We start from the raw sequence: 23,958 nt of genomic DNA on the forward strand, positions 1-23,958 counted from the left end.
CGCGCGTCGTGGGCGCCCTCGCGCACCGCGCGCCAGCGCTCGCGCACCCGCGAGCCGCCGCGCGGGCCGAACGACAGCAGCACGTGCGCGAAGCCCGGATAGACGCGCGTGCCGACCAGCGCGTACCACCACCAGGCGATCTCGCGCCGCGCCGGCGGCAGGTGCTCGCGCAGCGTCAGGTGCAGGTTGTAGGCGGCGTTGACGATCGCCTTGCGCGAGGCGGCATCGCGCCGGTCCTCGTCGAAGCGCTCGGCCGGATAGTGGTCGACCGCCACCGCCGGGTCGTAGACCAGCTTCCAGCCGCGCCGCTTGACGGCCATGCTGAAGGCCATGTCGTTGTGGGTCTGGGCGCCCGCGCCGCGCAGGCGCGTGTCGAAGCGCAGCCCCGAGATCGCCGCGCGGCGGTAGATCATGTTGGCGCCCTTGAGCATGTCGACCTCCCGCGCGCCGCCGATGCCCAGGTGATGGTTGCCGATCAGCTTGCCCGAGAGCCGCACGCGGCCCACCTCGGGCCGCTCGCCGTCGATCACGCGGCCCTTCTCGTGCACCCAGTCGCGCCCGCCCAGCGCGCCCAGCCGCGCATCGGCCGCGAACGCGGCGGCGATCCGCTCGAGCCAGTCGGGATGCGGCGCGGCATCGTCGTCGGTGATCGCCACCACGTCGCCCTGCGCGGTGTCGAGGCCGCGGTTGAGCGCGGCCACCTGCCCGCCCACCTCGACCGGCGCGACCACCAGCGGCAGCGCGCCGCGCACGCGCGGATCGGCCAGGCACTCATGGGTGGCGTCGTCCTCGGGACGGGCCACCACGATCACCTGGTCGGGCGCGCGGCGCTGGCGCTGCAGCGCGATCAGGCAGCGCGCGAGATCGGCGGGACGCCGGTAGGTCGGGACCAGTACGGAGAGTTTCATCGGTGCATACCTCGTCGTCGTTGTGCGGCACGCCCGTCAGGCGTTCAGGTATTCGTGGACCGAGGCATAACCCCGGCCGTAGCCGCGCGTGCGCGGCGGCACGCCGTTGAAGATGCCGCCCTGCAACTGCACGCCCGCGGTGCGCAGCCGCTTGATCGAGTCGCCGATCTCGCCCTCGGTATGCATGCCCGAGCGCAGCACCAGGAAGGTGGAGCCGGCCAGCACGCCGAAGATGGTCGCGTCGGTGACGGCCAGGATCGGCGGCGAATCGACGATCACCGCGTCGTAGCGCTTGCCGAGTCCGTCGAGGTAGAGCGCCAGGCGCGGCGACATCAGCAGCTCGGAGGGATTGGGCGGGCGCTGGCCGGTCGGGATGAAGGACAGCCCCGGCACCTGGGTCTCGCGGATCGCCTCCTCCAGCGCGATCTGGTCGCTCAGCAGCTCGGACAGGCCGTTGCGGCGCGGCACGCCGAAGTAGCGGTCGAGCGCGCCGCGGCGCATGTCGGCGTCGATCAGCAGCACGCGCTTGCCCGAATGCGCCAGCAGCGCGGCCAGGTTGACGGTCAGGAAGCTCTTGCCGATGCCGGGGGTCGGGCCGGTCAGCACCATCACGCGGTTCTTGGCGTCCATCAGCGCGAACTGCATGGCGGTGCGCAGGCTGCGCAGGCTTTCCACGCTGAGGTCCTTGGGCCGCGCCACCGCCAGGATCGGGCGCATGTCGCTGCCGCTCTTCTCGGCCGCCGCGTCGAGCCGTTCGAGCTCGACGCTCTTCGGGATCAGGCCGTACATCGGCAGGTTGAACATGCGCTCGACGCGCTCCGGATCCTCGATGCCGTGGAACAGGTTGCGGCGCAGGAACACCACGCCGGTGCCGACGATCAGGCCCAGGATCACCGCCGCCGACAGGATCAGCGCCTTCTTCGGCTTGACCGGCACGCCGGGGCGCAGCGCCGCGTCCACCAGGCGGATGTTGCCGCCGGTGCCGGCGCGCTGCACCGAGAGCTCCTGCACGCGGTTGAGCAGCAGCACGTAGATGTCCTCGGCGACCTTGGCGTTACGCTGCAGCGCGACCGCCTTGACCTCGGTGGCCGGCAGGCTGCGGAACTTGTCGGCGTACTTGTCGCGTTCCTTCTGCAATTGCGCGAGCTGCTGGTTGGCCGCCACCACCATCGGATGCTCGGGCGTGAAGCGCTGCTCGAGCGAGGCCAGCTGCAGGCGCTGCGCGGCGATCTGCTGCTCGTACTGGATGCTGCCCTCCAGGTAGACCTTGGCCTCGTCGCTCGCGTTGATCGAGCCCGAGGTGCTCTGGTACTCGGTCAGCGCGGCCTCGGCGCGCTCCAGGTCGGACTTCAGGCGCGGCTCCTCGCTCTTGAGGAAGTCCAGCATCTTGTTGGCCTCGGCCTGCTTGCTGTTGATGTGCTGCTGCAGGTAGGACTGCGCCAGCGCGTTGGCGATCATCGCGGTCTGCACCGGGTCCTTGCCCTCCAGCGAGATCTGCACCACGCCGGTCTGCTTGCCCTGCTCGCTCACCTGGATCGCCGACTGGAAGGCGGTGATCGCGTCCAGGTCGTTCTGGCGCACCACCACGAACTGCGTGCCGGGCCGCGCCACCAGCTGGCTGACCAGCAGCGATACGCCGTTGCCCTCGGCGCGCTCGCCCACGCGGCCGCGCAGCAGCAGGCCGCCGTCCTCGTTGGCCAGCGTGTAGGCACCGTCGGCGCCGGCCGTCAACATCAGCTTCTTGCCTTCGAGCGCCGGCGTCACGTCGATCGAGTCGACCGCCGCCTGCTCGCCGCCCCAGGCGTAGGAACCCATGCCGAGCCAGGGCTTGGCCAGCTTGCCCGGCGCGGCCAGGCGCGCCGACAGCGCGCCCAGCAGCGGGAAGGTCTTGGGCGCCACCGAGAAGTTCAGCTTGCACTGCTCGACCACCGGGCCGACCACGCCGCGGCTCTTGATGATCTCGATCTCGGCGTCGGTGGCCGGCGTGGCCGGGCCGCCGTTGATCACCGCGCCGGTCTGGGTCTGGGTCAGCGCCTGCGAGGTGTTGTCGGCCGCCTCGACGCGCACGTGCGCGTCGGCCGAGTAGATCGGCTTCGCGAGGTAGCAGTAGACGCCCGCGAGCGCCACGATCAGCGCGGCGATGCCCAGCAGCAGCCAGATGTCGTCGAGGATCACCTGGATCAGCTGGCCGAGGACCACGTCCTCGTCGTCGGGCTTGGCCGCCATGTCGGCGTAGGGATGTTTGACTTGCGTATTCACGATGGCTATCCGCCTCAGGTTGGTGGGCCGGCGTCGGGGGACGCCGGCCTCGCCAGATCAGCGCGTGATCTGCTTCATGTAGTAGATCGACTGGATCGTCGGGAAGATCTGCTGCAGCAGGCGGTTGAACTGCACCGACCCGGCCGTGCCCACGTAGACCACATCGAGCGGCTTGAGCTGGAACCGGCTCGACAGCATCAGCGCGTCGGGCTGGGTCATGTCCAGGCGATAGATGTCCGGCGTGTCGGGCTTGTCCTGCAGGTCGCGCAGCACATAGACCTGGCGCGGATTCGCGTCGGTGTCGAGGATCCCGCCGCCGGCCGTGATCGCGTCGGCGATGGTGAGCTTGCCCTTGAGCATCGGCACCGTCACCGGCTGCTTGACCTCGCCCATGATGAACACGCGGCTGTCGCTGCGGTCCGGCACGTTGACCACGTCGCCCGGCTGCAGCATCACGTTCTCCTTGGCCTCGCCGCGGTCGAGCATGGCGTTCGCGTCGAGCACGTAGAACTTGCCGTCGCGCGTGAGCCGCACGCGCTGCAGGTCGGCCTCGGCGGTGGTGCCGCCCGAGCGCGTGATCGCGTCGACCAGGCGCAGCGGCACGTCGGTGATGGCCAGCGGCCCCGGCGTCTTGACCTCGCCGGTCACCTGCACCTTCTGGCTGCGATACGACAGCACGCGCAGGTCGATCTGCGGGTTCTTCACGTAGCGCGCCAGCTTGGCGGCCAGCTCGTCGCGCACGTCCTGCGCGGTGCGCCCGGCCACGCGGATGCGGCCCACGAACGGGAAATAGATGGTGCCGTCCGCGCCGACCGTCTGGCCGTAAGGGTCGGCCTGGCCCGGCAGCGCATTGGTATAGGGCTGCTGCAGCGCGCCGGCGATGGTCTGGGTGGTGTTGCCGCCCGCCGAGAAGGACTGGCCCTGCGGGGTGGTCAGCTCGGGGTGGTCCCAGACCGTCACGCCGAGGATGTCCTGCGGCTCGATGCGGTAGACGTACTGGGTCGGATCCGGGAACAGGTCGGCCGGCAGCGGGCGGCTGTCGTGCTGGGCCAGCGCCTGCGAGACCACCAGCTGCGGCGTGATCAGCTTGACGTCGTAGTGCGTGTCGGGCATCGAGCCCTTCTCGTCGAGCCGCGAGGTGTTGATGTAGTTGCCGGGCGCGGTGGCGCAGGCGCCGAGCAGCGCGGCCGCCACGAGCGGCGCGAGCGCGGTGAGGAAAGTTCGCTTGAGCAGGCGTTTCAGCATAGTTTGTGCAGCCATCCTTGAACCAGACGTTCGATCAATCGGCAGCTTTCGCGGTACGCGGCCTCGCTGCGCCCGTGCGGATCGGCGATCTCCGCGTCCTCCCACTTGCCGAGCAGGAACACCTTGCCGCGCGCGCAGGGATCGACCGACTCGATCGCGTCGATCTGGCGCCGCTCGGTGACCAGCACCAGGTCGGCGTCGCGCACGATCGCCTGGCTCAGGCGGCGCGAGCGGTGCGTCGAGGCATCGACGCCGCGCTCGGCCAGCAGGGCCTGCATCACCGGGTCGATGCCGTCGCCGTCGTTGGCGTCCAGGCCGGCCGAGTGGAAGGCGCAGTCCTCGCCGAGCGCCTCGCGCCCGTGGGTGCGGAACAGCATCTCGGCGGTCGGGCTGCGGCACACGTTGGCATGGCAGACGATCAGCACGTTACGGAACATCGTGTGTCCTCCTCGGGTTCGGGCGCTCAGGCGCCGGCCTCGGCGGCCGGGCTGGCGCTGGCGGCCGGCTGCGCGGCGGCACGGCCCGCGGCCGGCGCCTGCGCCGCGTGCGCGCGGCCGATCGCGTGGTATTCGATGCCGAGCTCGCGCATCGCGAGCGGCTCGTAGAGATTGCGGCCGTCGAAGATCACCGGCGCCTTCCAGCGCTCGGCCAGGGCCGCGAAGTCGGGGCTCTTGAAGGCCTTCCACTCGGTGACGATCACCAGCGCGTCGGCCTGGTCCGCCACCTCGCCCGCCTCGTCGACGAAGCTCAGGCGTTCGAGCCATTCGGGCTGGCCGGCCAGGTCGAGCGCGAACACGCGGCGCGCCTCGGCGGTGGCCACCGGGTCGTAGGCCCGCACCCGCGCGCCGCGCGAGAGCAGCTCGGCGATCAGCGCGCGGCTCGGCGCCTCGCGCATGTCGTCGGTATTGGGCTTGAAGGCCAGGCCCCAGACGCCGAAGCTGCGGCCGGTCAGGTCCTCGCCGTAGCGCGCCACGATCTTGCGCGCCAGCACCTGTTTCTGCCCGGCGTTGACCTGCGAGACCGCGCGCAGGATCTGCAGCGACTGGCCGCTGGCGTCGGCGGTGCGGATCAGCGCCTCCACGTCCTTCGGGAAGCAGGAGCCGCCGTAGCCGGCGCCTGCGTACAGGAAGTGATAGCCGATGCGCGGATCGGAGCCGATGCCGCGGCGCACCGCCTCGATGTCGGCGCCCACCCGATCGGCGAAATTCGCCAGCTCGTTCATGAAGGAGATGCGCGTGGCCAACATCGCGTTGGCCGCGTACTTGGTGAACTCGGCCGAGCGCACGTCCATGTAGAGCGTGCGCTCGTGGTTGCGGTTGAACGGCGCGTAGAGCTTCTTCATCAGCTCGCGGGCCTTCTCGCCCGGCACGTCGTCGTCGCAGCCGATCACGATGCGGTCGGGCCGCGCGAAATCGTCCACCGCCGCGCCCTCCTTCAGGAACTCGGGGTTCGAGACCACCGAGAACATGGTGTCGACGCCGCGCGCGGCCAGCTCCGCGGCCACCGTCGCGCGCACGCGCTCGGCGGTGCCGACCGGCACCGTCGACTTGTCGACGATCACCTTGAAGGAGGTCATGTACTTGCCGATGTTGCGCGCCGCGGCCAGCACGTACTGCAGGTCGGCCGAGCCGTCCTCGTCGGGCGGGGTGCCTACCGCGATGAACTGCACGTCGCCGTGCGCCACCGCCGAGGCCACGTCGGTCGAGAAGCGCAGGCGGCCGGCCGCGCGGTTGCGCGCGATGATCTCGGCCAGGCCCGGTTCGTGGATCGGCACGCCGCCGTCGTTGAGCACGCCGATCTTGACGGGATCCACATCGAGACAGAACACGTCGTGCCCGATGTCGGCCAGGCAAGCGCCCGTCACGAGCCCCACGTAGCCGCTGCCGATGATAGTCAGGTTCATTTGTCAGCCCTTGCGACCGTCGCCGGTCGTCGTCGTTGAAGCGGAAATTCGAGGAGGAGGCGGCGCCGCGGCTCAGTAGGCGTTGCTGCCGGTGAAGCCCTTCCAGAGCGTCAGCACCACGATCTTGATGTCGAGCCAGAACGACCAGTTCTGCATGTAGTAGAGGTCGAGCTTGACGCGGCCCGACATCTTCTCGATGCGGTCGGTCTCGCCGCGAAAGCCGTTGATCTGCGCCCAGCCGGTGATGCCGGGCTTGATCCGGTAGCGGAACATGTAGCCGCGCACCAGATCCTTGTAGATGTCGTCGTGCTCCAGCGCGTGCGGGCGCGGGCCGACCACCGACATCTCGCCCTTGAGCACGTTGATGAACTGCGGCAGCTCGTCGAGGCTGGTGCGGCGCAGGAAGCGCCCGACCGGCGTGATCCGCGCATCGCCCTTGCGCGCCTGGGTGACCTGCCCCTTCACCTCGGCATGGACCTTCATCGAGCGGAACTTGTAGATGCGGAACTCGTTGCCGTCGATGCCCTTGCGGGTCTGGCGGAAGAACACCGGGCCGCGCGAGGTCAGCTTCACCAGCGCCGCGATCAGCAGCATCACCGGCGCCAGCATGGTCAGCGCGACCAGCGCGAACATCCGGTCGAACACGAACTTCGGCAGGATCCGCACGTCGGTGATCGGCGAGGCCGCCAGGTTGATGGCCGGCACGCCCAGCAGCTCGACCACCTCCTGGTTGAAGAAGGACAGGCTGCGCACGTCGGGGATCAGCCGGATGTTGACGAAGTCGTGCTGGAACTCGGTGACGATGCGGTGGATCTGGCGCTCCTCGGTGATCGGCAGGGTCAGCCACAGCTCGCGCAGGTGGCGGCAGCGCACCAGCCGCACCAGCTCGGAGAAGCGCCGCTCGACCGGCACGCCGTCGAATTCGCGGGTGTCGACCGTGCCCGTCACGTCGAAGATGCAGGAGGGCGTGAAGCCGGCCTCGGGGCGCGCGCGCATCTGCGCGATCAGGCGGCGCGTCACGCCGGTGTCGCCCACCAGGCCCACCGCCTTGTGGTTGTAGCCCTCGCGGCGCAGGCTCTGCAGCACCCAGTGCACGCCGGCCTTGGTGGCGATCAGCAGCGCCGAGGTGGTCACCGCCCAGTAGCCGAGCCACAGCCGCGACAGCTCGCCGGAATGGTGGAAGCTGAAGCTCATCAGGATCCCGGCGCCCTCCACCACCAGCCAGCCGATCGCCACGCGCCACAGCAGCGCGCGGATCGGCTTGCCGCGCCAGGACTGGTAGATGCCGAAGGCCGGGAAGAACGCGACGATCAGCATGCCGTTGAACAGCACCATCGAACGCTGCAGATCGTCGAGCGCGACGATGCCGCCGCGATGCAGCGCGGCCGCGATCAGCGCGCCCAGCACCGCCATCGCGATATCGATCACTCTCGCCAACACGCTCAACATGGTTGCTCCCTCGCCTGACAGATGATCGGATCGCAGTGCATGACGGGCCCGAGGCGGAACCGTTTCGCTCTGCTGCAGACGCTATGAAGCGATAAGAAAAATGTTGCTGCAAGCGCGCAAGTATTTCTAAAAATATTCGGAAAGTTTTGCGTATTTTCTTTGAATTTTTCTCGGCACTTTTTTCCTGCGACAAGTCGAGATCGGCTCCCTTCGTGGTGCGTCATTTTACAAATCTCATTAATTTCAATGACTTGCCATCCTTCATTCCCTATTTTTTACTTTTTTTGGCAAGGCGAATTTTGAGCGCGGCTTAGACATTATTTTTTATATTTTTCCAGGATCTTACGATGCCGCGCCGCAGCAAAAACTTTTTAGCGTCTTTCTGTTGTGCTAAAAACGTTCGGACCGATCCACCGTTTCGAGGAGTGTCCCGATGAATCCTCCGTCCGTCGCCGGCGTCGAGCCGGACGTCGCGTCCCCGTCCTCCCGCGCCAATCCCGCGTCAGCCCCTGCCGACGGCGCGGCGGCCCCTGCCGGCACGCGCCTGGCGGTCCAGCAGGTGGTGCTGGCGGGCGGCTCCGGCACGCGCCTCTGGCCGATGTCGCGCGAGCAGTTCCCGAAGCAGCTGATCGGCCTGCTCGGCGAGGAATCGCTGCTGCAGTCGACCACCCGCCGCCTGGAGGGTTACCAGGGCGATCATCCGGTCTCCGAACGATTGATGGTGGTCTGCGGCGACGATCATCGCTTCACCACCGCCGAGCAGTTGCGGCTGGTCGGCCGCGAGGCCTCGATCGTGCTCGAGCCCTTCGGCCGCGATACCGCCCCTGCGCTGACCATCGCTGCGCTGCGCGCGATCGCCTGCGAGGGCGACGCGGTGCTGACGGTGATGCCGGCCGACCACGCGGTGGCCGATCTCGCCCGCTTCCAGGCCGCGCTCGACGCGGCCATCCGCCATGCCGCGCAGGGCCGTATCGCCACCATGGGCATCCTGCCGGATCGCGCGGAAACCGGCTTCGGCTACATCCGCGTCGGCCAGGCGCTCGACACGCAGGGCGAGATCGCCGTGCGCCGGCTCGAGCGCTTCGTCGAGAAGCCGCACCTGGAGCTGGCGCAGCAGTACGTGGATTCGGGCGACTACTGGTGGAACAGCGGCATCTTCGTGGTGCGCGCCTCGGTCTGGCTCAAAGCGATCGGCCATTTCCAGCCGGCCATCCTGGCGGCCTGCGAGCGCGCGGTCTCGCTGGGCCGCGACGACGGCACCTTCTTCCGCCTCGATCGCGACAGCTTCGGCGAATCGCCCTCGAACTCGATCGACTACGCGGTGATGGAGCCGCTGGTGGGCGCGCCGCAGGTCTGCGAGAGCGTGGTGGTGCCGCTCGACGCCGGCTGGTCCGACGTCGGCTCCTGGGACGCGATCTGGCAGATCTCCGAGAAGGACGAGGCGGCCAATGTCGGGCGCGGCGAGGTGATGTTCGAGGGCGCGAGCGCGACCTTCGCGCATTCGGAAAGCCGGCTGGTGGCCTGCGTCGGCACCCGCGAGCTGATCGTGGTGGAGACCGCCGACGCGGTGCTGGTGGCCGACAAGGCGCACGTGCAGGACGTCAAGAAGATCGTCAAGCGCCTGAAGAGCGAGTCGCGCGGCGAGGCGAGCAATCATCGCAAGGTGCATCGCCCGTGGGGCCATTACGATTCGGTTGACATGGGCGAGCGCTTCCAGGTCAAGCGCATCGTCGTCAAGCCCGGCGCGCAGTTGTCCCTGCAGATGCATCATCATCGCGCCGAGCACTGGATCGTGGTGTGCGGCACGGCCCGCATCACGCGCGGCGAGGAAAGCTTCCTGCTGTCCGAGAACGAATCGACCTACATCCCGCTCGGCGTCAAGCACCGGCTCGAGAACCCCGGCAAGATGCCGCTCGAACTGATCGAGGTGCAGTCGGGCTCGTATCTCGGCGAGGACGATATCGTCCGCTTCGACGATACCTACGGCCGCGGCTGATTCACGGGGCGGGCTTCCACCCGCCCCTGCGTTCCCTGGCCGCTCGCGATCGCGCCGTCGAGGCGCGGCGCGGGCGGCACCGCTTCCCTCCTCATCCCTCTCCTCTCGCGATCCGCCGCAGCGCATGACATGCCGGTGCGATCGACATCGGCTTCCTCGTCACTGGATTGCCCGCCGCGTGCGCGGGCTCGCTCGCCAGCAACGCGCATGAGCTCGGCGCATGAAGCCACGAGCAGCGAGAACGCGAACTAGCCGCGCAAAAAAGCCGGCAGCCCGAAGGCTGCCGGCGCATGATTCGGCGCGCGGCGCCGACCCGGCTTCAACCGATCTGGTAGGCGAACTCGCGATGCGCGAATTCGGTGGCGAGCGTGGCCGGATCGGTCAGCTCGCCGTCCATCAGATGGCGGCGCTCGGTGCCGAAGTGGCGCATGTTGCCGCGATCGGCCGGCACCAGCGTGGACAGCGTCGCCAGTGCCGCGGCCGAATGCACGGTGCGCATCGGCAGCAGCGCGGCGGCGGCGTCCGCCTTGGCGCGCGGCGCCGGCACCGAGGCGACGGCGGCCACCGGCTCGGCCCGGACCTCGCGCGGCACATCGACCGCGGCATCGGGCTGGGCCTCGAGCGCCAGTTGGTGATCGACCCAGTCGCGGCCCCAGGCGATCGCATAACGCTCGGCCGCCTCGGGATCGGAGAAGCGCGGGCCGATCAGGCCCGAGCGCTCGACCCGGCGGCCGTCCTGCGCGATCTCGGCCCAGGCGCGATACATCATGTTCTGCACCGGCTGCGCGGTGCCGTAGAGCGTGTAGCCGTGATACGGCTCGGACTGCGGGGCGACGGTGGCGAAGCGCACCGACACCGGCCGCGGATGCTCGCCGTGATCAGCGTGATCGCCCTGCTCGGCGGTCTCGCCGGCAACCGGCGCGGCCGCCGCATCGGCCTCAACCTCGGCCTCGGCCTCGCGCGCGAGCAGGGCCGCGCGCGCCGCGCCGGCCTGCAGCTCCGCTTGCGCGACCTGCTGCGCCAATTGCGCGATGGCGGCCGCCGGCGCCTCGCGCACCGTCTGCCGCATGCCGGCCTCGTCTTCCTCGTCCTGCCATTCGCCCGTCTCGGGCACCGGCAGGCGCCATGATTCGGGGTTCTGCCAGAACACGCCGCGCAGGCGGTCGTTGTTGGCCACCGGCTCGGTGCGCGGCGCCGGCACCACCAGCTCGGGCGGCGGCGGCACATAGGCGAACGCGCGCCCGCTCAATTCAGCGAGCATCGCGACCATCTCGCCGAGCGTGCCGCTCGCGAGCCACTCCTCGAAGCGGCGGCGGCAGGTCGGACCCGAGGGATAGCGGCCGGGCAGCTTCGACCACGGCTCGCCCGTGGTCAGGATCCACAGGATCGCGTTCGCGACCACGCGCGTCTCCGCGCGCGGTCGCCCGCGCCGGTTCAGCCGGATCGGTTCGTCCGCGATCAGCGTCGACACGCGTGTCCATTCTTCATCGCTCAACTCATCGAAGAACATAGATCTCTCCACACGCAGCCAGGCCGGGGCTGCGATCGGGGCAACATGACCGTGTGGCACGCACGATCATGGCCAGGTTGCACATTGGACGATACCGGGGGCGCCGCGCCGATGCATTGCGCACTGAAGCGGTGCTGCAATTCACGACGTCGATGCATGAAACCCCTGTCGCAGTGGGATGCGGGATTTAATGTGCATGAAGCATACCACCATCAGGGTTTATCTCAATATGACAATCTCGTATTGTTACCCGCTGAAACAAGGAATTCTCAAGCTCCGCCTCATCCAATCCGACACTGATTGAAATGCTTATCCATTTTGTTGGAAAGTCACGCCCAGCAAGGGCTTTGACCTTGGTCATATTTGCTTACGATTTGTTGCAGATTGGAGTCAATGATTGAAAAAGGAATGAATTTCCGATTGATATCTCCAATCGGTAAATTCTCCGGAAATTCGATAAAGAATTTTTGATTCGCATTGCCAATCCGCCTGTCGATTTCTACAGGAATACAGGTCTGTCAGGGCATGGAGCGGCGTGGACGCGGTTCGCGAAATGGCGCGCCGTTATTGCCAGCGCATACGCTGGAGGAGATGGAGAGGAGACTATCGGAATCGGCGCAGGCCGCAGCGAATGGGACGGCGCGGACGGCGCGGACGCCACGCGCGAGGCGTGGGTCCGCGCCGGTGCTTCAGAACTTCCAGAGCAGGTTGCCGAGCACCGCGTTGTCGCGCACGCCGCTGCCGTACTGGCCGCTGTAGGTCAGGCCCAGCTTGAGCCGCTGCGTGAGGTTCGCGTCGACGCCCAGCTCGACCACCGCCGCATCGCGCGCGATCGGCACGCCCGACACCTGGAACGCCGAGCCGCCGTTCACGAAGGCGAAGGTCGAGTTCGGCGTGGTCGAGCCGAAGGCATGGCGCCAGCCGGCCATCGCGCGCGCCGAGAAGCCGCCCCGGGACATCACGTCGAACTTGGTGGCCGCGCGCAGGCCGGCGGTCGAGAAGCCGATGCTGTTCGACTCGTTGGCGCTGCGCAGGGCCGCCGCGCCGCCCGTCTCGGTCATGCCGTCGGTGTGCAGGTTCACGTAGGCGAGGTTGACGAAGGGCTCGAGGGCCACCGCGCCGGCCGGCAGCGCGTAGCCGACTTCGCCGAACACCTGCGCGGTCTGCGCGTTGATGCCGCTTTGCGCGTGGTCCGAGAAGCCCGCGAAGCCCGGGTAGCGATCGGTGTCGATGCGATGCCAGGTGTAGGCCGCGCCGCCGCGCAGGCCGAGCGCGCCGAACTGGCCGCCGCCGTAGATCGACAGCGAGTAGCTGTCGGCGCTGGCCGAGGACTGCGTGTCGTTGTCGAAGCTGCTGTGGGTCACGCCGCCGGCCACACCCGCGCGCCAGTGGTCGCCCAGGCCGACGTCGGCACCGGCGATGAAGCCCGTCATGCTGCGCGAGACGCTCGAGGCGTTGTTGTTGCCGTCGAAGCGGCTGCGGCCGCCGAAGGCCTGGCCCCACACCACCGGCTGATACGGCGTGGACTGGCAGCGCTGCTGCGCGGTGGCCGCGCCGGCCGGGCCGGACAGCACCGAGTTCGCGTCGCCGCACAACGAGGCGCCGCCCGCGGCGAGCGCCGAGAGCGGTCCGCTGGAGGCCGCCAGGCCCTGCCGCACGCGATCGGTCACGGCATCGCGCACATAGCGGCTGTCGGTCAGCAGCAGGCTCTTCATGCTCGCGTAGAGCTCGCCGTCGAGCGAGTTGTAGGCCGCCCGCGCGGTGGGCGCATCGGTCGACAGCAGCGTGTCGTAGACCGGGTTGCCGGCGCCGAGCGTGCCGATCGCGGTGGCCACCTCGTGCTGGTTCGGGGTCTGCGCCACGTCGGTGAACGAGGTGCCGTTGGCCACCAGGTCCAGCACCGCGCGATTCGCGTCGTAGCTGAGCTGCGGCTTGAGGAAGGCGAGGTTGCTGGTGACGTTGCTGAAGGTGCCGCTCAGGCCGCCGCTCGCATCCACGATGGTGTAGCTGGTGGACGGCGAGTAGACCCCCGTGTTGGCCAGCACCTGCACCGTGCCGCCGCCGATCTGCGCGGCGCCGGTGGCCTTCACCGAGCCGGCCTGCTGCGGGTTGGCCGCCACCTGCAGCGTCGAGCCCGGCTGGAAGGTGAGGTTGCCGCCCACGTTCAGCGAGCTGCCCGGCTGGCTGGCCGCCGCGGTCGCGCCGTTGCCGACCACCAGGCCGCCGATCGTGCCGGTGCCGGTCACCGTGCCGCCGTTCATCACCGTGACGGTCGACTGCGCCAGCGAGCCGGCCACGTTCAGCGTGCCGGCCGCCACCGTGGTCGGGCCGCTCAGCGTGCTGGCGCCGGTCAGCGTGAGCTGGCCGCTGCCGGCCTGGGTGAGCGAGCCGGTGCCGCTCACCGTGCCGCCGAAGCTGGTGTCGTCGGAGCGGTTGAAGACCAGCGAGCCCGCGTTCGCGACATTGCCGGCCAGGGTGCCCGAGGTGCCGCCGTTGCCGACCTGCAGCGTGCCGCCGGCGATGGTGGTGCCGCCCGCGTAGCTGTTGTCGCCGGTCAGCGTCAGGGTGCCGGTGCCGCTCTTGGTCAGCGAGCCGGCGCCCGTCAGCGCGCCGCCGTAGGTGCCGCCGCCCGCCACGTTCAGGCCGCCGCTGCCGGTGTCGATGGTGCCGCCCGCGGCGCCGTCCAGCGAGCCGAGCGTGAGCGTGGTGCTGCCCAGCAGCAGGCTGCCGCCGTTGACGGTCAGCGCGCCGGTGCCGAGCGCCTGCGCGTTGCCGAGCGCGAGCGAGCCGCCGTTCAGCGTGGTGCCGCCGCTGTAGGTATTGCTGCCCGAGAGCGTGAGCGCCGCGTTGCCGTCCTTGACCAGGCCGCCCGTGCCCGACACGGTGCCGGCCAGCGTCAGGTCCTGGCTGCCGCCGATGCTGGCCGTGTTGCCGAGGTTGACCGCGTTGTTGAGCGTGACCGCCGCCGAGGTGTCGAGCGTGGCCGGGCCGCTGACGGTCAGCGCGCCGCTGCCGAGCGCGCCGTTGCTGCCCACCACCAGGGTGCCGCCGCCGAGCGTGGTGCCGCCGCTGTAGGTGCTGTCGGCGCCCAGCGTCTGGCTGCCGGTGCCGGCCTTGACCAGCCCGCCGGTGCCCGTGATGGTGCCGCCGAAGCTGGTGTTGCCGGCGCCGCCGAGCGTCAGCGTGTTGCCGCCGAGGTTGACCGTCGAGCCCGCCGCGCCGGCGAGGCCGCCGACCGTCTGCGGCGTGTTCGCGCCGCTCAGGTCGAAGCTCGTGCCGGTGTTGGCGAGATTGACGGTGCCGCCGGCCGCGAGCGAGCCGCCCGCGCCGATCGCCAGCGTGCCGGCATTGACCGTGGCGCCGCCCGTGAAGCTGTTGGCGCCCGTCAGGGTGGCGGTGCCCGTGCCTTCCTTGGTGATGCCGCCGGTGCCGGCGATGGTGCCGCCGAAGGTTTCGTTGCCCGAATCGCCGAAGCTCAGGCCGTTGCCGCCGAGGTTGACGGTGGTGCCGGCCACGCCGGTCAGCCCGCCGATGGCCTGGGCGCCGCCCGCGTTGCCGATGTCGAAGGTGGCGCCCGCGTTGGCGAGGTTGACGCCGGTGCCGGCCGCGAGCGACCCGCCCGCGCCAATCGCCAGCGTGCCCGCATCGACCGTGGCGCCGCCCGTGAAGCTGTTGGCGCCCGTCAGCGTGGCCGTGCCGCTGCCGATCTTGACGATGCCGCCCGCGCCGCCGATCGAGCCGCCGAAGGTCTCGTTGCCCGAATCGCCGAAGCTCAGGCTGTTGTTGCCGAGCGTGACGGTCGAGCCGGTCACGCCGGTCAGCCCGCCGATGGTCTGCCCCGCGCTCGAATTGCTGATGTCGAGGCCCGTGCCCGCGTTGGCGAGCAGCACGTTGGTGCCGGCTGCCAGCGACCCGCCCGCGCCCAGCGCCAACGTGCCCGCGTCGACCGTGGCGCCGCCCGTGAAGGTGTTGACGCCCGTCAGCGTGGCCGTGCCCGTTCCCGACTTGATGATGCCGCCGGTGCCGGCGATCGTGCCGCCGAAGGTTTCGTTACCCGAATCACCGAAGCTCAGGCCGTTGCCGCCGAGGTTGACCGTCGAGCCCGCCACGCCGGCGAGGCCGCCGATGCTCTGTGCGCCGCCCGCGTTGCCGATGTCGAAGGTGGTGCCGGCATTGGCGAGGTTGACGCCGGTGCCGGCCGCCAGCGACCCGCCCGCGCCGATCGCCAGCGTGCCGGCATTGACCGTGGCGCCGCCCGTGAAGGTATTGGCGCCCGTCAGCGTGGCCGTGCCGCTGCCTTCCTTGGTGATGCCGCCGGTGCCCGCGATCGTGCCGCCGAATGTTTCGTTGCCCGAATCACCGAAGGACAGGCCGTTGCCGCCGAGGTTGACGGTGCTGCCGGCCACGCCGGTGAGGCCGCCGATCGCCTGCGGCGTGGTCGCGCCGCTGATGTCGAAGCCCGCGCCGGCGTTGGCGAGGTTGAGGCCGGTGCCGGCCGTGAGCGAGCCGCCCGCGCCGATCGCCAGCGTCCCCGCGTTGACGGTCGCGCCGCCCGTGAAGGTGTTCACACCCGTGAGCGTCTCGGTGCCGGTGCCAGCCTTGGTGATGCCGCCGGTGCCGGTGATCGCGCCGCCGAAGGTCTGGTTGCCGGCGTCGCCGAAAGTGAGGCCGTTGCCGCCCAGCGCCACCGTCGAGCCGGCCGCGCCGCTCAGGCCGCCGATGGTCTGCGCCGCGCCCGAGTTGCTGATGTCGAAGCTGGTGCCCGAGTTGGCGAGGTTGATGCCGGTGCCGGCCGCGAGCGAGCCGCCCGCGCCCAGCGCCAGCGTGCCGGCGTTGACGGTCGCGCCGCCCGTGAAGCTGTTGGCGCCGGTCAAGGTGGCGGTGCCCGTGCCCTCCTTGGTGATGCCGCCCGTGCCGGCGATCGTGCCGCCGAAGGTTTCGTTGCCGGCATCGCCGAAGGACAGGCCGTTGCCGCCGAGGTTGACTGTCGAGCCCGCTACGCCGGTGAGGCCGCCGATCGCCTGCGGCGTGGTCGCGCCGCTGATGTCGAAGCCCGTGCCGGCGTTGGCGAGGTTGACGCCGGTGCCGGCCGAGAGCGAACCGCCCGCGCCGATCGCCAGCGTGCCCGCATCGACGGTCGCGCCGCCGGTGAAGGTATTGCTGCCCGTCAGCGTGGCCGTGCCGCTGCCCGACTTGGTGATGCCGCCGGTGCCGGCGATCGTGCCGCCGAAGGTTTCGTTACCCGAATCACCGAAAGTCAGGCCGTTGCCGCCGAGGTTGACCGTGCTGCCGCCCACGCCGGTCAGCCCGCCGATGGTCTGCGGCGTGGTCGCGCCGCTGATGTCGAAGCCCGCGCCCGAATTGGCGAGGTTGATGCCGGTGCCGGCCGCGAGCGACCCGCCCGCGCCGATTGCCAGCGTGCCGGCGTTGACGGTCGCGCCGCCCGTGAAGGTATTGGTGCCCGTCAGCGTTTCGGTGCCGCTGCCGTTCTTGGTGATGCCGGCCGTGCCGGTGATCGCGCCGCCGAAGCTCTGGTTGCTGCCGTCGCCGAAAGTGAGGCCGTTGCCGCCCAGCGCCACCGTGGTGCCCGCCACGCCGGACAAGGCGCCGATGGTCTGGGCCGCGCCCGCGCCGCTCAGGTCGAGTGCCGCGCCCGTGCCCGTCAGCGCCACGCCGCCGGTCGCGGCCAGCGAGCCGCCCGCGCCGATCGCCAGCGTCCCGGCGCCGATGGTGGTGCCGCCCGTGTAGGTGTTGGCGCCCGTCAGCGTCTGGGTGCCGGTGCCCTGCTTGACCAGCCCGCCCGTGCCGCCGATCGCGCCGCCGAAGCTGGCGTTGCCGGCATCGCCGAGCGTCAGCGTGTTGGCGCCCAGATTGACGCTGGCGCCGCCCACGCCCGACAGTTCGCCGATCGTCTGCGGCGTGGTCGCGCCGCTGATGTCGAAGCCCGTGCCGGCATTGGCCAGGTTGATGCCGGTGCCGGCCGCGAGCGACCCGCCCGCGCCGATCGCCAGCGTGCCGGCATTGACCGTCGCGCCGCCCGTGAAGGTGTTGGTGCCCGTCAGCGTTTCGGTGCCGCTGCCCTCCTTGGTGATGCCGGCCGTGCCGGTGATCGCGCCGCCGAAGCTCTGGTTGCTGCCGTCGCCGAAGGTGAGGCCGTTGCCGCCCAGCGCCACCGTGGTGCCCGCCACGCCGGACAGCGCGCCGATGGTCTGGGCCGCGCCCGCGCCGCTGATGTCGAAGCTCGCGCCCGTGCCGCCCAGGTTCACCGCGCCGCCGGCCGCCAGCGACCCGCCCGCGCCCAGCGCCAGCGTGCCGGCGTTGATGGTGGTGCCGCCCGTGTAGGTCTGCGCGCCCGTGAGCGTCTCGGTGCCGGTGCCGGCCTTGGTGATGCCGCCCGTGCCCGCGATGGTGCCGCCGAAGGTTTCGTTGCCCGCGTCGCCGAAGCTCAGCCCGTTCGCGCCGAGATTGACGTTCGAGCCCGCCGCGCCGGCCAGCCCGCCGATGGTCTGCGCCGCGCTCGAACCCGAGATGTCGAGCGAGGTGCCGGCATTGGCGAGGTTGACCACGCCCGTCGAGGACAGGCTGCCGGTGCCCGACAGCGCGATTCCGCCGGCATTGATGGTGGTGCCGCCGGTGTAGGTGCTGTTGCCCGTCAGCGTTTCGATGCCGCTGCCGTTCTTGGTGATGCCGGCCGTGCCGGTGATCGCGCCGCCGAAGGTCTGGTCGGTGCCGTCGCCGAACGTCAGGCCGTTGCCGCCCAGCGCCACCGTGGTGCCGCCCACGCCGGACAAGGCACCGATGGTCTGCGCCGCGCCCGCGCCGCTGATGTCGAAGCTCGCGCCCGCACTGCCGAGATTGACGCTGCCGCCGGCCGCCAGCGACCCGCCCGCGCCCAGCGCCAAGGTGCCGCCGTTGATGGTGGTGCCGCCCGTATAGGTCTGCGCGCCCGTCAGCGTTTCCGTGCCGGTGCCCGTCTTGGTCACGCCGCCGGTGCCGCCTATCGTGCCGCCGAAAGTGTGATTGCCCGCGTCGCCGAGCGTCAGGCCGTTCGCGCCGAGGTTCACGCTGGAGCCCGCCGCGCCAGCCAGCCCGCCGATCGCCTGCGGCGTGCTCGCCCCGCTCAGGTCGAGCGAGGTACCCGCGTTCGCCAGGTTCACCGTGCCCTGGTTCGACAGGCTGCCGCCCGCGCCGATCGCGATGGTGCCCGCGTTGATGGTGGTGCCGCCGGTGTAGGTGTTGGCGCCCGTCAGCGTCTCGGTGCCCGAGCCCTGCTTGACGATGCCGCCCGTGCCGCCGATCGCGCCGCCGAAGCTCTGGTTGGTCGCGTCGCCGAAGCTCAGCGTATTGCCGCCCAGCGAGACGGTGGTGCCGGCCACGCCCGACAGCGCGCCGATGGTCTGGTTCGCACCCGCTGCGCTGATGTCGAAACCCGCGCCGGCGGTGCCGAGGTTGACGCTGCCGCCGGCCGCCAGCGAGCCGCCCGCGCCCAGCGCCAGCGTGCCGCCGTTGATGGTGGTACCGCCCGTGTAGGTGTTGGCGCCCGTCAGCGTTTCGGTGCCGCTGCCCTGCTTGACCAGGCCGCCGGTGCCGCCGATGGTGCCGCCGAAGCTCTGGTTGGTGCCGTCGCCCATGGTCAGCGTGTTCGCGCCGAGCGAGACGGTGGTGCCGGCCGCGCCGGCCAGCGCGCCGATGGTCTGGTTCGCGCCCGAGGCGCTGATGTCGAAGCCCGCGCCCGCGCCGGCCAGGTTGACCGCGCCGGTGGCCGCCAGCGAGCCGCCCGCGCCCAGCGCCAGGGTGCCGCTGTTGATGGTGGTGCCGCCCGTGTAGGTATTGGCGCCCGTCAGCGTGGTGGTGGCCGCGCCGTTCTTGACCAGCCCGCCCGCGCCCGAGATCGCGCCGCTGACCGTCATCGCGTTGCTGCCGCCCAGCGCCAGCGAGGCGCCGGCATTGACGGCCACCTGGTTGGCGACGGTGACGGCCTGGCTGCTGTCGAGCGTGGCGTTGCCGCCCACCGTCAGCGTGCCGGTGCCGAGCGCCTGGTTGTTGCCCATCACGATGGTGCCGGCGTTGAGATTGGTGCCGCCCGTGTAGGTGTTGTTGCCCGACAGGGTCAGCGTGCCGCTGCCCGACTGGGTGACCGGCCCGGCGCCCGAGACGGTGCCCGACAGGTTCAGGCTGGAGCTGCCCGACACGCCCAGCCCGGCGCCGCTGGTGCCGATGTTGTTGGACAGCGTGAGGCCCGGCGTGGCCGACTGGATCGCGCCGCCGTTGGCGTTGATGGTGCCGGTGCCGAGCGAGGCGGCATTGTTGACCACCGCGGTGGCGCCGTTGCCGAGCGTGGCATCGACCGCGCCCGATGCGCCCGACAGCGTCCAGGTGCCGCTCTGCACGTCGAGGTGGTTGAAGTTGACGTAGTTGCCGTTGTTGACGGTGCCGGTGGCCGAGGTGCCCTGCTGCAGGGTCAGCGTGTTGTTGCCGCCCGCGCCGCCGTCGACGGTGCCGGTGGCCGCGAAGCCGATGGTGACCGAGCCGATGCCGAGATTGACCGCCAGGCCGGTGCCGCCCGAGCTGTTGACCGAGGAATCGGTGGTGGCGATGAACTGGTTGGTGCTGTTGGCGCCCATCGAGACGCTGCCGTTCACCGTGCCCGAATTGGTGAAGGTATTGCCGCCGGCCGAACTGCCGAGCGCCACGCGCCCGGTGATGGTGCCGGAATTGTTGATGTTGACCTGGCCGCCGCCGTAGGCGGCGATCACGCCCGCATCGGGGCCGAGCAGGGTGGCACCGATGATGCCGCTGGTCGACATGGTGCCGGTATTGGTGATGTTGGTGGTGCCGCCCGCGCCGTTCTGCACCGCCAGCGCCATGCCGGTCAGGCCGATCGACAGACCGGTGGTACCGGCCATGGTGCCGTTGTTGGTGACCGTCTGGGTGCTGGCCGAGGCATTGCCCATCACCACGCCCGAGGACAGCACGCCCAGCCCGGTGCCGAGCAGGGTCGGGTCGATGCGGCCGTTGTTGGTCAGCGTGTCGTTGCTGCCGGTCAGGGTCATGGCATTGCCGCCGACGCCGAGCAGCACGCCGACGCTACCGCCCGGATTGACGGTGACATTGAGGTTGTTGCCGCCATTGGCATAACTGGGCGCCAGCGGATTGGCGGCGCCTGAACAACTGACATTGGAGCCGGCCGCGGTACACGCCGCCTCGGCCGGAATGATTCCGGCCCCGACCAATGCAAGGAATACGCCCATGGCGGGCAGGAGTTTCGGCAATTCGCCGTCTTTCGAATCGCGGGCGCGGACCATCTGTCAATTCTCCTTAACACGGTTTCATACGATGTAAATCTGTTAAGCAAGGCCAATCGATGGCGGCAATCGGCAACCGATCCGGAACGCGCGTGCAAAACCGGGCTCCGGGGCGAAAAACGCGGGACGAGCGAAGCCCCGCCGCGTTTATGCGCAGCGCCAAGCACCTGAAACAACTGGGAAAATTCAGTACATCAACGCAACGTCGCAGCGGATCAGCTCGGCATGGCCGTATTCCCCCTCAGGAATAAAACGTGCGTCTCGGTCGATCGGGTTAATTCTTTTGCATGACAAAAAAAGGCTACAACAAAGCACGGCAAATTGACAATTACCATCGGAACGAATTTTACGAATTCGACAGGAAAAACGATTGCGCGACCTCCGCGAGCCGAATAATAGGCACCTCAAATTTTTCAATTGAAACAATCGGGGAATGAGACAAATCGAGACTCGATTGAATTAAGCCGTGCCTTGTTCAATTGTGCGGATACAGCAATTACGCGGCGTCAAGGCAATGGATAGGCGCGTGGCTTGTCCGTCGCAGTGCAGCGAAGAGCGGAATGCGCTCGCGCGAGGGGCAATGAACACACCCGGCCCCGGCACGGCGTTGTCGTGCCCTTGCAACGGATGCACGCGCTGGATGGGCATGTCGATGCGATCGCTGTGTCGCGACAGGGCGACTGTCGGTGATGCGCAACAGAGAGCCGATCGAAGTGGATCGGGGGCGACCGATGCGCGTGCCGCATTCCATCCGGGCAAGCGTGGGCGGCACGCGGCGCATGCCAGCCGTCGAAGAAGAGCGGGCCGTCGCAGCGGACAGCCCCGCCCCGCGCTCAGCGCCGCGTGACGGGCAGCGCGGCGGCGCGCGCCAGCAGCAGTTCGCGCTCGCGCGCATTGCGCGTCAGGTCCGCTGCGCGCAGCCATTCGGCACGCGCCTCGTCGTGACGTTCGAGCCGTGCCAGCAGGTCGGCACGCACGCCCGGCAGCCAGGGATAACGCGCCAGCGCGGGATCCCCGGCCAGCGCATCGACCAGCGCCAGCCCGGCCGCCGGACCCGCGGCCATGCCGACCGCCACCGCGCGATTGAGCGCGACGACCGGCGAGGGCGTGACCTCGGCCAATGCGTCGTAGAGCGCGACGATACGAGACCAGTCTGTATCCTCAGCCGTCCGCGCCTGCGCGTGACAGGCGGCCAGCGCGGCCTGCAGCGCATAGGGACGGCGCGCGCCGCCCAACGCGCGCGCGCGCTCGAGCGCGGCCAGCCCGCGCCGGATCAGCAGCCGGTCCCAGCGGCCGCGGTCCTGGTCGAGCAGCAGCACCGGGCGGCCAGCCGCATCGATGCGTGCATGCATGCGCGAGGCCTGCAGTTCCATCAACGCCACCAGCCCATGGACCTCGCTGTCGTCCGGCGTCAGTTCGGCCAGCACGCGGCCCACGCGCAGCGCCTCGTCGGTGAGGGCCGGGCGGGTCCAGTCGTCGCCGGCGGTGGCCGAATAACCTTCGTTGAAGATCAGGTAGATCACCTCCAGCACCGAGCCGAGCCGCGCCGCGCGCTCGTCGTCGCGCGGCACCTCGAACGGCACCCGAGCGGAGGCGAGCGTGCGCTTGGCGCGCACGATCCGCTGCGCGATGGTCGGCTCGGGCGTCAGGAAGGCGCGCGCGATCTCGTCGGTCGACAGGCCGCCGAGCAGCTTCAGCGTCAGCGCGACCCGCGCGTCCCTCGACAGCACCGGGTGGCAGGCGATGAACACCAGCCGCAGCAGGTCGTCGCCGATATCGTCCTCGCGCGCGGCTTCCAGCGCGTCGGCCACGTCGGGCGCGACCCAGCTGCCGAGCGCGTCGAGTTCATGGCCGAGCTGCTCCTGCTTGCGCGTGTGGCGCGTGTCCTGGCGCAGCCGGTCGAGCGCGCGGCGCTTGGCGGCCGTCATCAGCCAGGCGGCCGGATTGTCGGGCACGCCCTCGCGCGGCCAGTGCTCGAGCGCGGCCACCAGCGAGTCCTGCGCGACCTCCTCGGCCGCGCCGACATCGCGCAGCATGCGCGTCAGGTAGGCGACGATCCTGGCCGATTCGATCCGCCACACGGCTTCGATCGCGCGCGAGGCCGCGGCGCCCGTCACGCCGCGGCTCCGCTCGCGCGGGCCGGCGGCCGGTTGTCGATGCGCTGCTGCATGGCTGTCTCCTCGGGGCATCGGCCAAGCGCGGCCGTGCCCGGTATGCACTCCGAATGAATGCGCCGTTGGTTCTTGCAATCGACGCCGGCATGCGCAGGATGCGTCGTGCTCGTCTCGCGCCCGGCCCGGCGCGCCGGCCGCCTGGATACCTACCCGGAGGCCGGCCGTGTCGCGCCGCGACCGGGCCCTTGCCTCAGGCGCGTGCCTTGCGATCGAAGTAGCCGCCCGGCTCGAAGTCCTCGGGCTCGAACAACTGCCGCACCTCGATCGTGCCGTCGTCCTCGCCGAACGGCGAGGGAAAGCGCCGCGACCATTCGAGCGCCTCCTCGCGCGAGCGCACCTGGATCATCGTGTAGCCGGCGATCAGCTCCTTGGTCTCGGCGAACGGCCCGTCCAACACGGTGCGCCGCCCACCCGCATGCTCGACGCGCCAGCCTTCGTCGCTGGGCCGCAACCCGGCCGCGTCGAGCAGCACGCCCGCCTTCGCGAGCTCAACGTGAAAGACCTCCATCGCCTCCATCAGCGCCTGGCCGGGCCGCATGCCGGCCTCGCTCGCGCGGGTCGCCCGCACCATGATCATGAATCGCATCGCTTCGTCCTCCGTTGGTCGTGGATCGGTGCCGCGCCGTCTGGCGGGCTCCTGTCGCTACGACGCACGAGCCGACACGATTTCGACATCGCCTCGGGAAAACCACGAGCGTGCCACTGCCGCTACAGGAAACAGGGGCCGAGCTCGCGAACCTCCACCGTGCACCATTCGGCCGCCGGACAGGTCTTGGCGATCGCCACCGCCTCGCCCTCGGTAGCCACGTCGAGCAGGAAGAAGCCGCCGATCATTTCCTTGGCCTCGGCGAACGGCCCGTCGACCACCCGCGCCTCGCCGTTACGGACCTGCACGCGCGTGCCCTTGTCCTCCGACACCAGCGATTCGGCCGCGCGCAGCACGCCGCGCGATTCCAGTTCGCCGGCGAAGCGCAGCATCCGCTCGTACAGCGCGCGGCCCTCCTCCTGCGTGCGCTGCGCGCGCTGGCCGACGGGTTCGGCAATCAGAAGCATAAAAGCCATGATCTTCTCCGGTGATCGAACGGTGGACCAAGCAGCGCGGCAATGCGAATGAGCGCGGCGCCGGGCCCGAGCCGCCTATTCTGGGCGCGCGCCCGGCGAGCGTCCATCAGGGCCGGCCCACTCGCGAGCGATGCGCCTGGCCGCCGC

12 protein-coding genes are annotated in these 23,958 nt (G+C 70.0%); 1 reads left to right on the forward strand and 11 read right to left on the reverse strand.

Annotation, left to right across the window (positions count from 1 at the left end; genetic code table 11):
* From F3J18_RS25405 to F3J18_RS25430, 6 genes are all read right to left on the reverse strand, one after another.
* A partial coding sequence (locus F3J18_RS25405) for a glycosyltransferase family 2 protein (protein WP_166914870.1) occupies positions 1–908 on the reverse strand: 908 nt, incomplete at its 3' end.
* A 36-nt stretch (positions 909–944) separates the two neighbouring features.
* On the reverse strand, positions 945–3,170 hold the full coding sequence (locus F3J18_RS25410) for a polysaccharide biosynthesis tyrosine autokinase (RefSeq protein ID WP_166914881.1): 2,226 nt from the start codon (positions 3,168–3,170) through the stop codon (positions 945–947).
* A 54-nt stretch (positions 3,171–3,224) separates the two neighbouring features.
* Positions 3,225–4,400, reverse strand: coding sequence for a polysaccharide biosynthesis/export family protein (locus tag F3J18_RS25415; protein WP_166914883.1), 1,176 nt, complete (start codon positions 4,398–4,400; stop codon positions 3,225–3,227).
* A 5-nt stretch (positions 4,401–4,405) separates the two neighbouring features.
* Positions 4,406–4,849: a low molecular weight protein-tyrosine-phosphatase gene (locus tag F3J18_RS25420; RefSeq protein WP_025101157.1), complete on the reverse strand. Its 444-nt coding sequence runs from the start codon at positions 4,847–4,849 to the stop codon at positions 4,406–4,408.
* 26 nt (positions 4,850–4,875) lie between these two features.
* On the reverse strand, positions 4,876–6,315 hold the full coding sequence (locus F3J18_RS25425; RefSeq protein WP_166914872.1) for a UDP-glucose/GDP-mannose dehydrogenase family protein: 1,440 nt from the start codon (positions 6,313–6,315) through the stop codon (positions 4,876–4,878).
* A gap of 72 nt (positions 6,316–6,387) precedes the next feature.
* Positions 6,388–7,764 carry an undecaprenyl-phosphate glucose phosphotransferase gene (locus F3J18_RS25430; protein WP_166914873.1) on the reverse strand — a complete coding sequence of 459 codons (1,377 nt, stop codon included), beginning with the start codon at positions 7,762–7,764 and terminating at the stop codon, positions 6,388–6,390.
* Between the two features lie 433 nt (positions 7,765–8,197).
* Between F3J18_RS25430 and F3J18_RS25435 the strand changes: the two genes are divergently transcribed.
* The gene (locus tag F3J18_RS25435; protein ID WP_166914875.1) at positions 8,198–9,760 is read left to right on the forward strand and encodes a mannose-1-phosphate guanylyltransferase/mannose-6-phosphate isomerase; all 1,563 of its coding nucleotides are present in this window, start codon (positions 8,198–8,200) and stop codon (positions 9,758–9,760) included.
* Positions 9,761–10,079: 319 nt separating this feature from the next.
* Here the strand turns inward: F3J18_RS25435 and F3J18_RS25440 are convergent, their stop codons facing one another.
* The 5 genes from F3J18_RS25440 to F3J18_RS25460 all read right to left on the reverse strand — a co-directional run bounded on the left by F3J18_RS25440 (position 10,080) and on the right by F3J18_RS25460 (position 23,811).
* The gene (locus tag F3J18_RS25440; protein WP_166914877.1) at positions 10,080–11,270 is read right to left on the reverse strand and encodes a transposase; all 1,191 of its coding nucleotides are present in this window, start codon (positions 11,268–11,270) and stop codon (positions 10,080–10,082) included.
* 689 nt (positions 11,271–11,959) lie between these two features.
* Positions 11,960–20,575, reverse strand: a complete 8,616-nt coding sequence (locus F3J18_RS25445; protein WP_240156440.1) for an autotransporter-associated beta strand repeat-containing protein — start codon at positions 20,573–20,575, stop codon at positions 11,960–11,962.
* Positions 20,576–21,408: 833 nt separating this feature from the next.
* Complete coding sequence (locus tag F3J18_RS25450) at positions 21,409–22,692, reverse strand: sigma-70 family RNA polymerase sigma factor (RefSeq protein ID WP_166914879.1); 1,284 nt, start codon at positions 22,690–22,692, stop codon at positions 21,409–21,411.
* 247 nt (positions 22,693–22,939) lie between these two features.
* Complete coding sequence (locus tag F3J18_RS25455; RefSeq protein ID WP_036055703.1) at positions 22,940–23,335, reverse strand: YciI family protein; 396 nt, start codon at positions 23,333–23,335, stop codon at positions 22,940–22,942.
* Between the two features lie 122 nt (positions 23,336–23,457).
* Entirely contained in the window at positions 23,458–23,811 is a 354-nt protein-coding gene (locus F3J18_RS25460) for a YciI family protein (RefSeq protein WP_025100977.1), read from the reverse strand.
* Positions 23,812–23,958 lie beyond the last annotated feature (147 nt).

The sequence above is a fragment of the Burkholderia sp. Ax-1720 genome, assembly GCF_011753035.1.
GTDB lineage: Bacteria > Pseudomonadota > Gammaproteobacteria > Burkholderiales > Burkholderiaceae > Burkholderia > Burkholderia gladioli.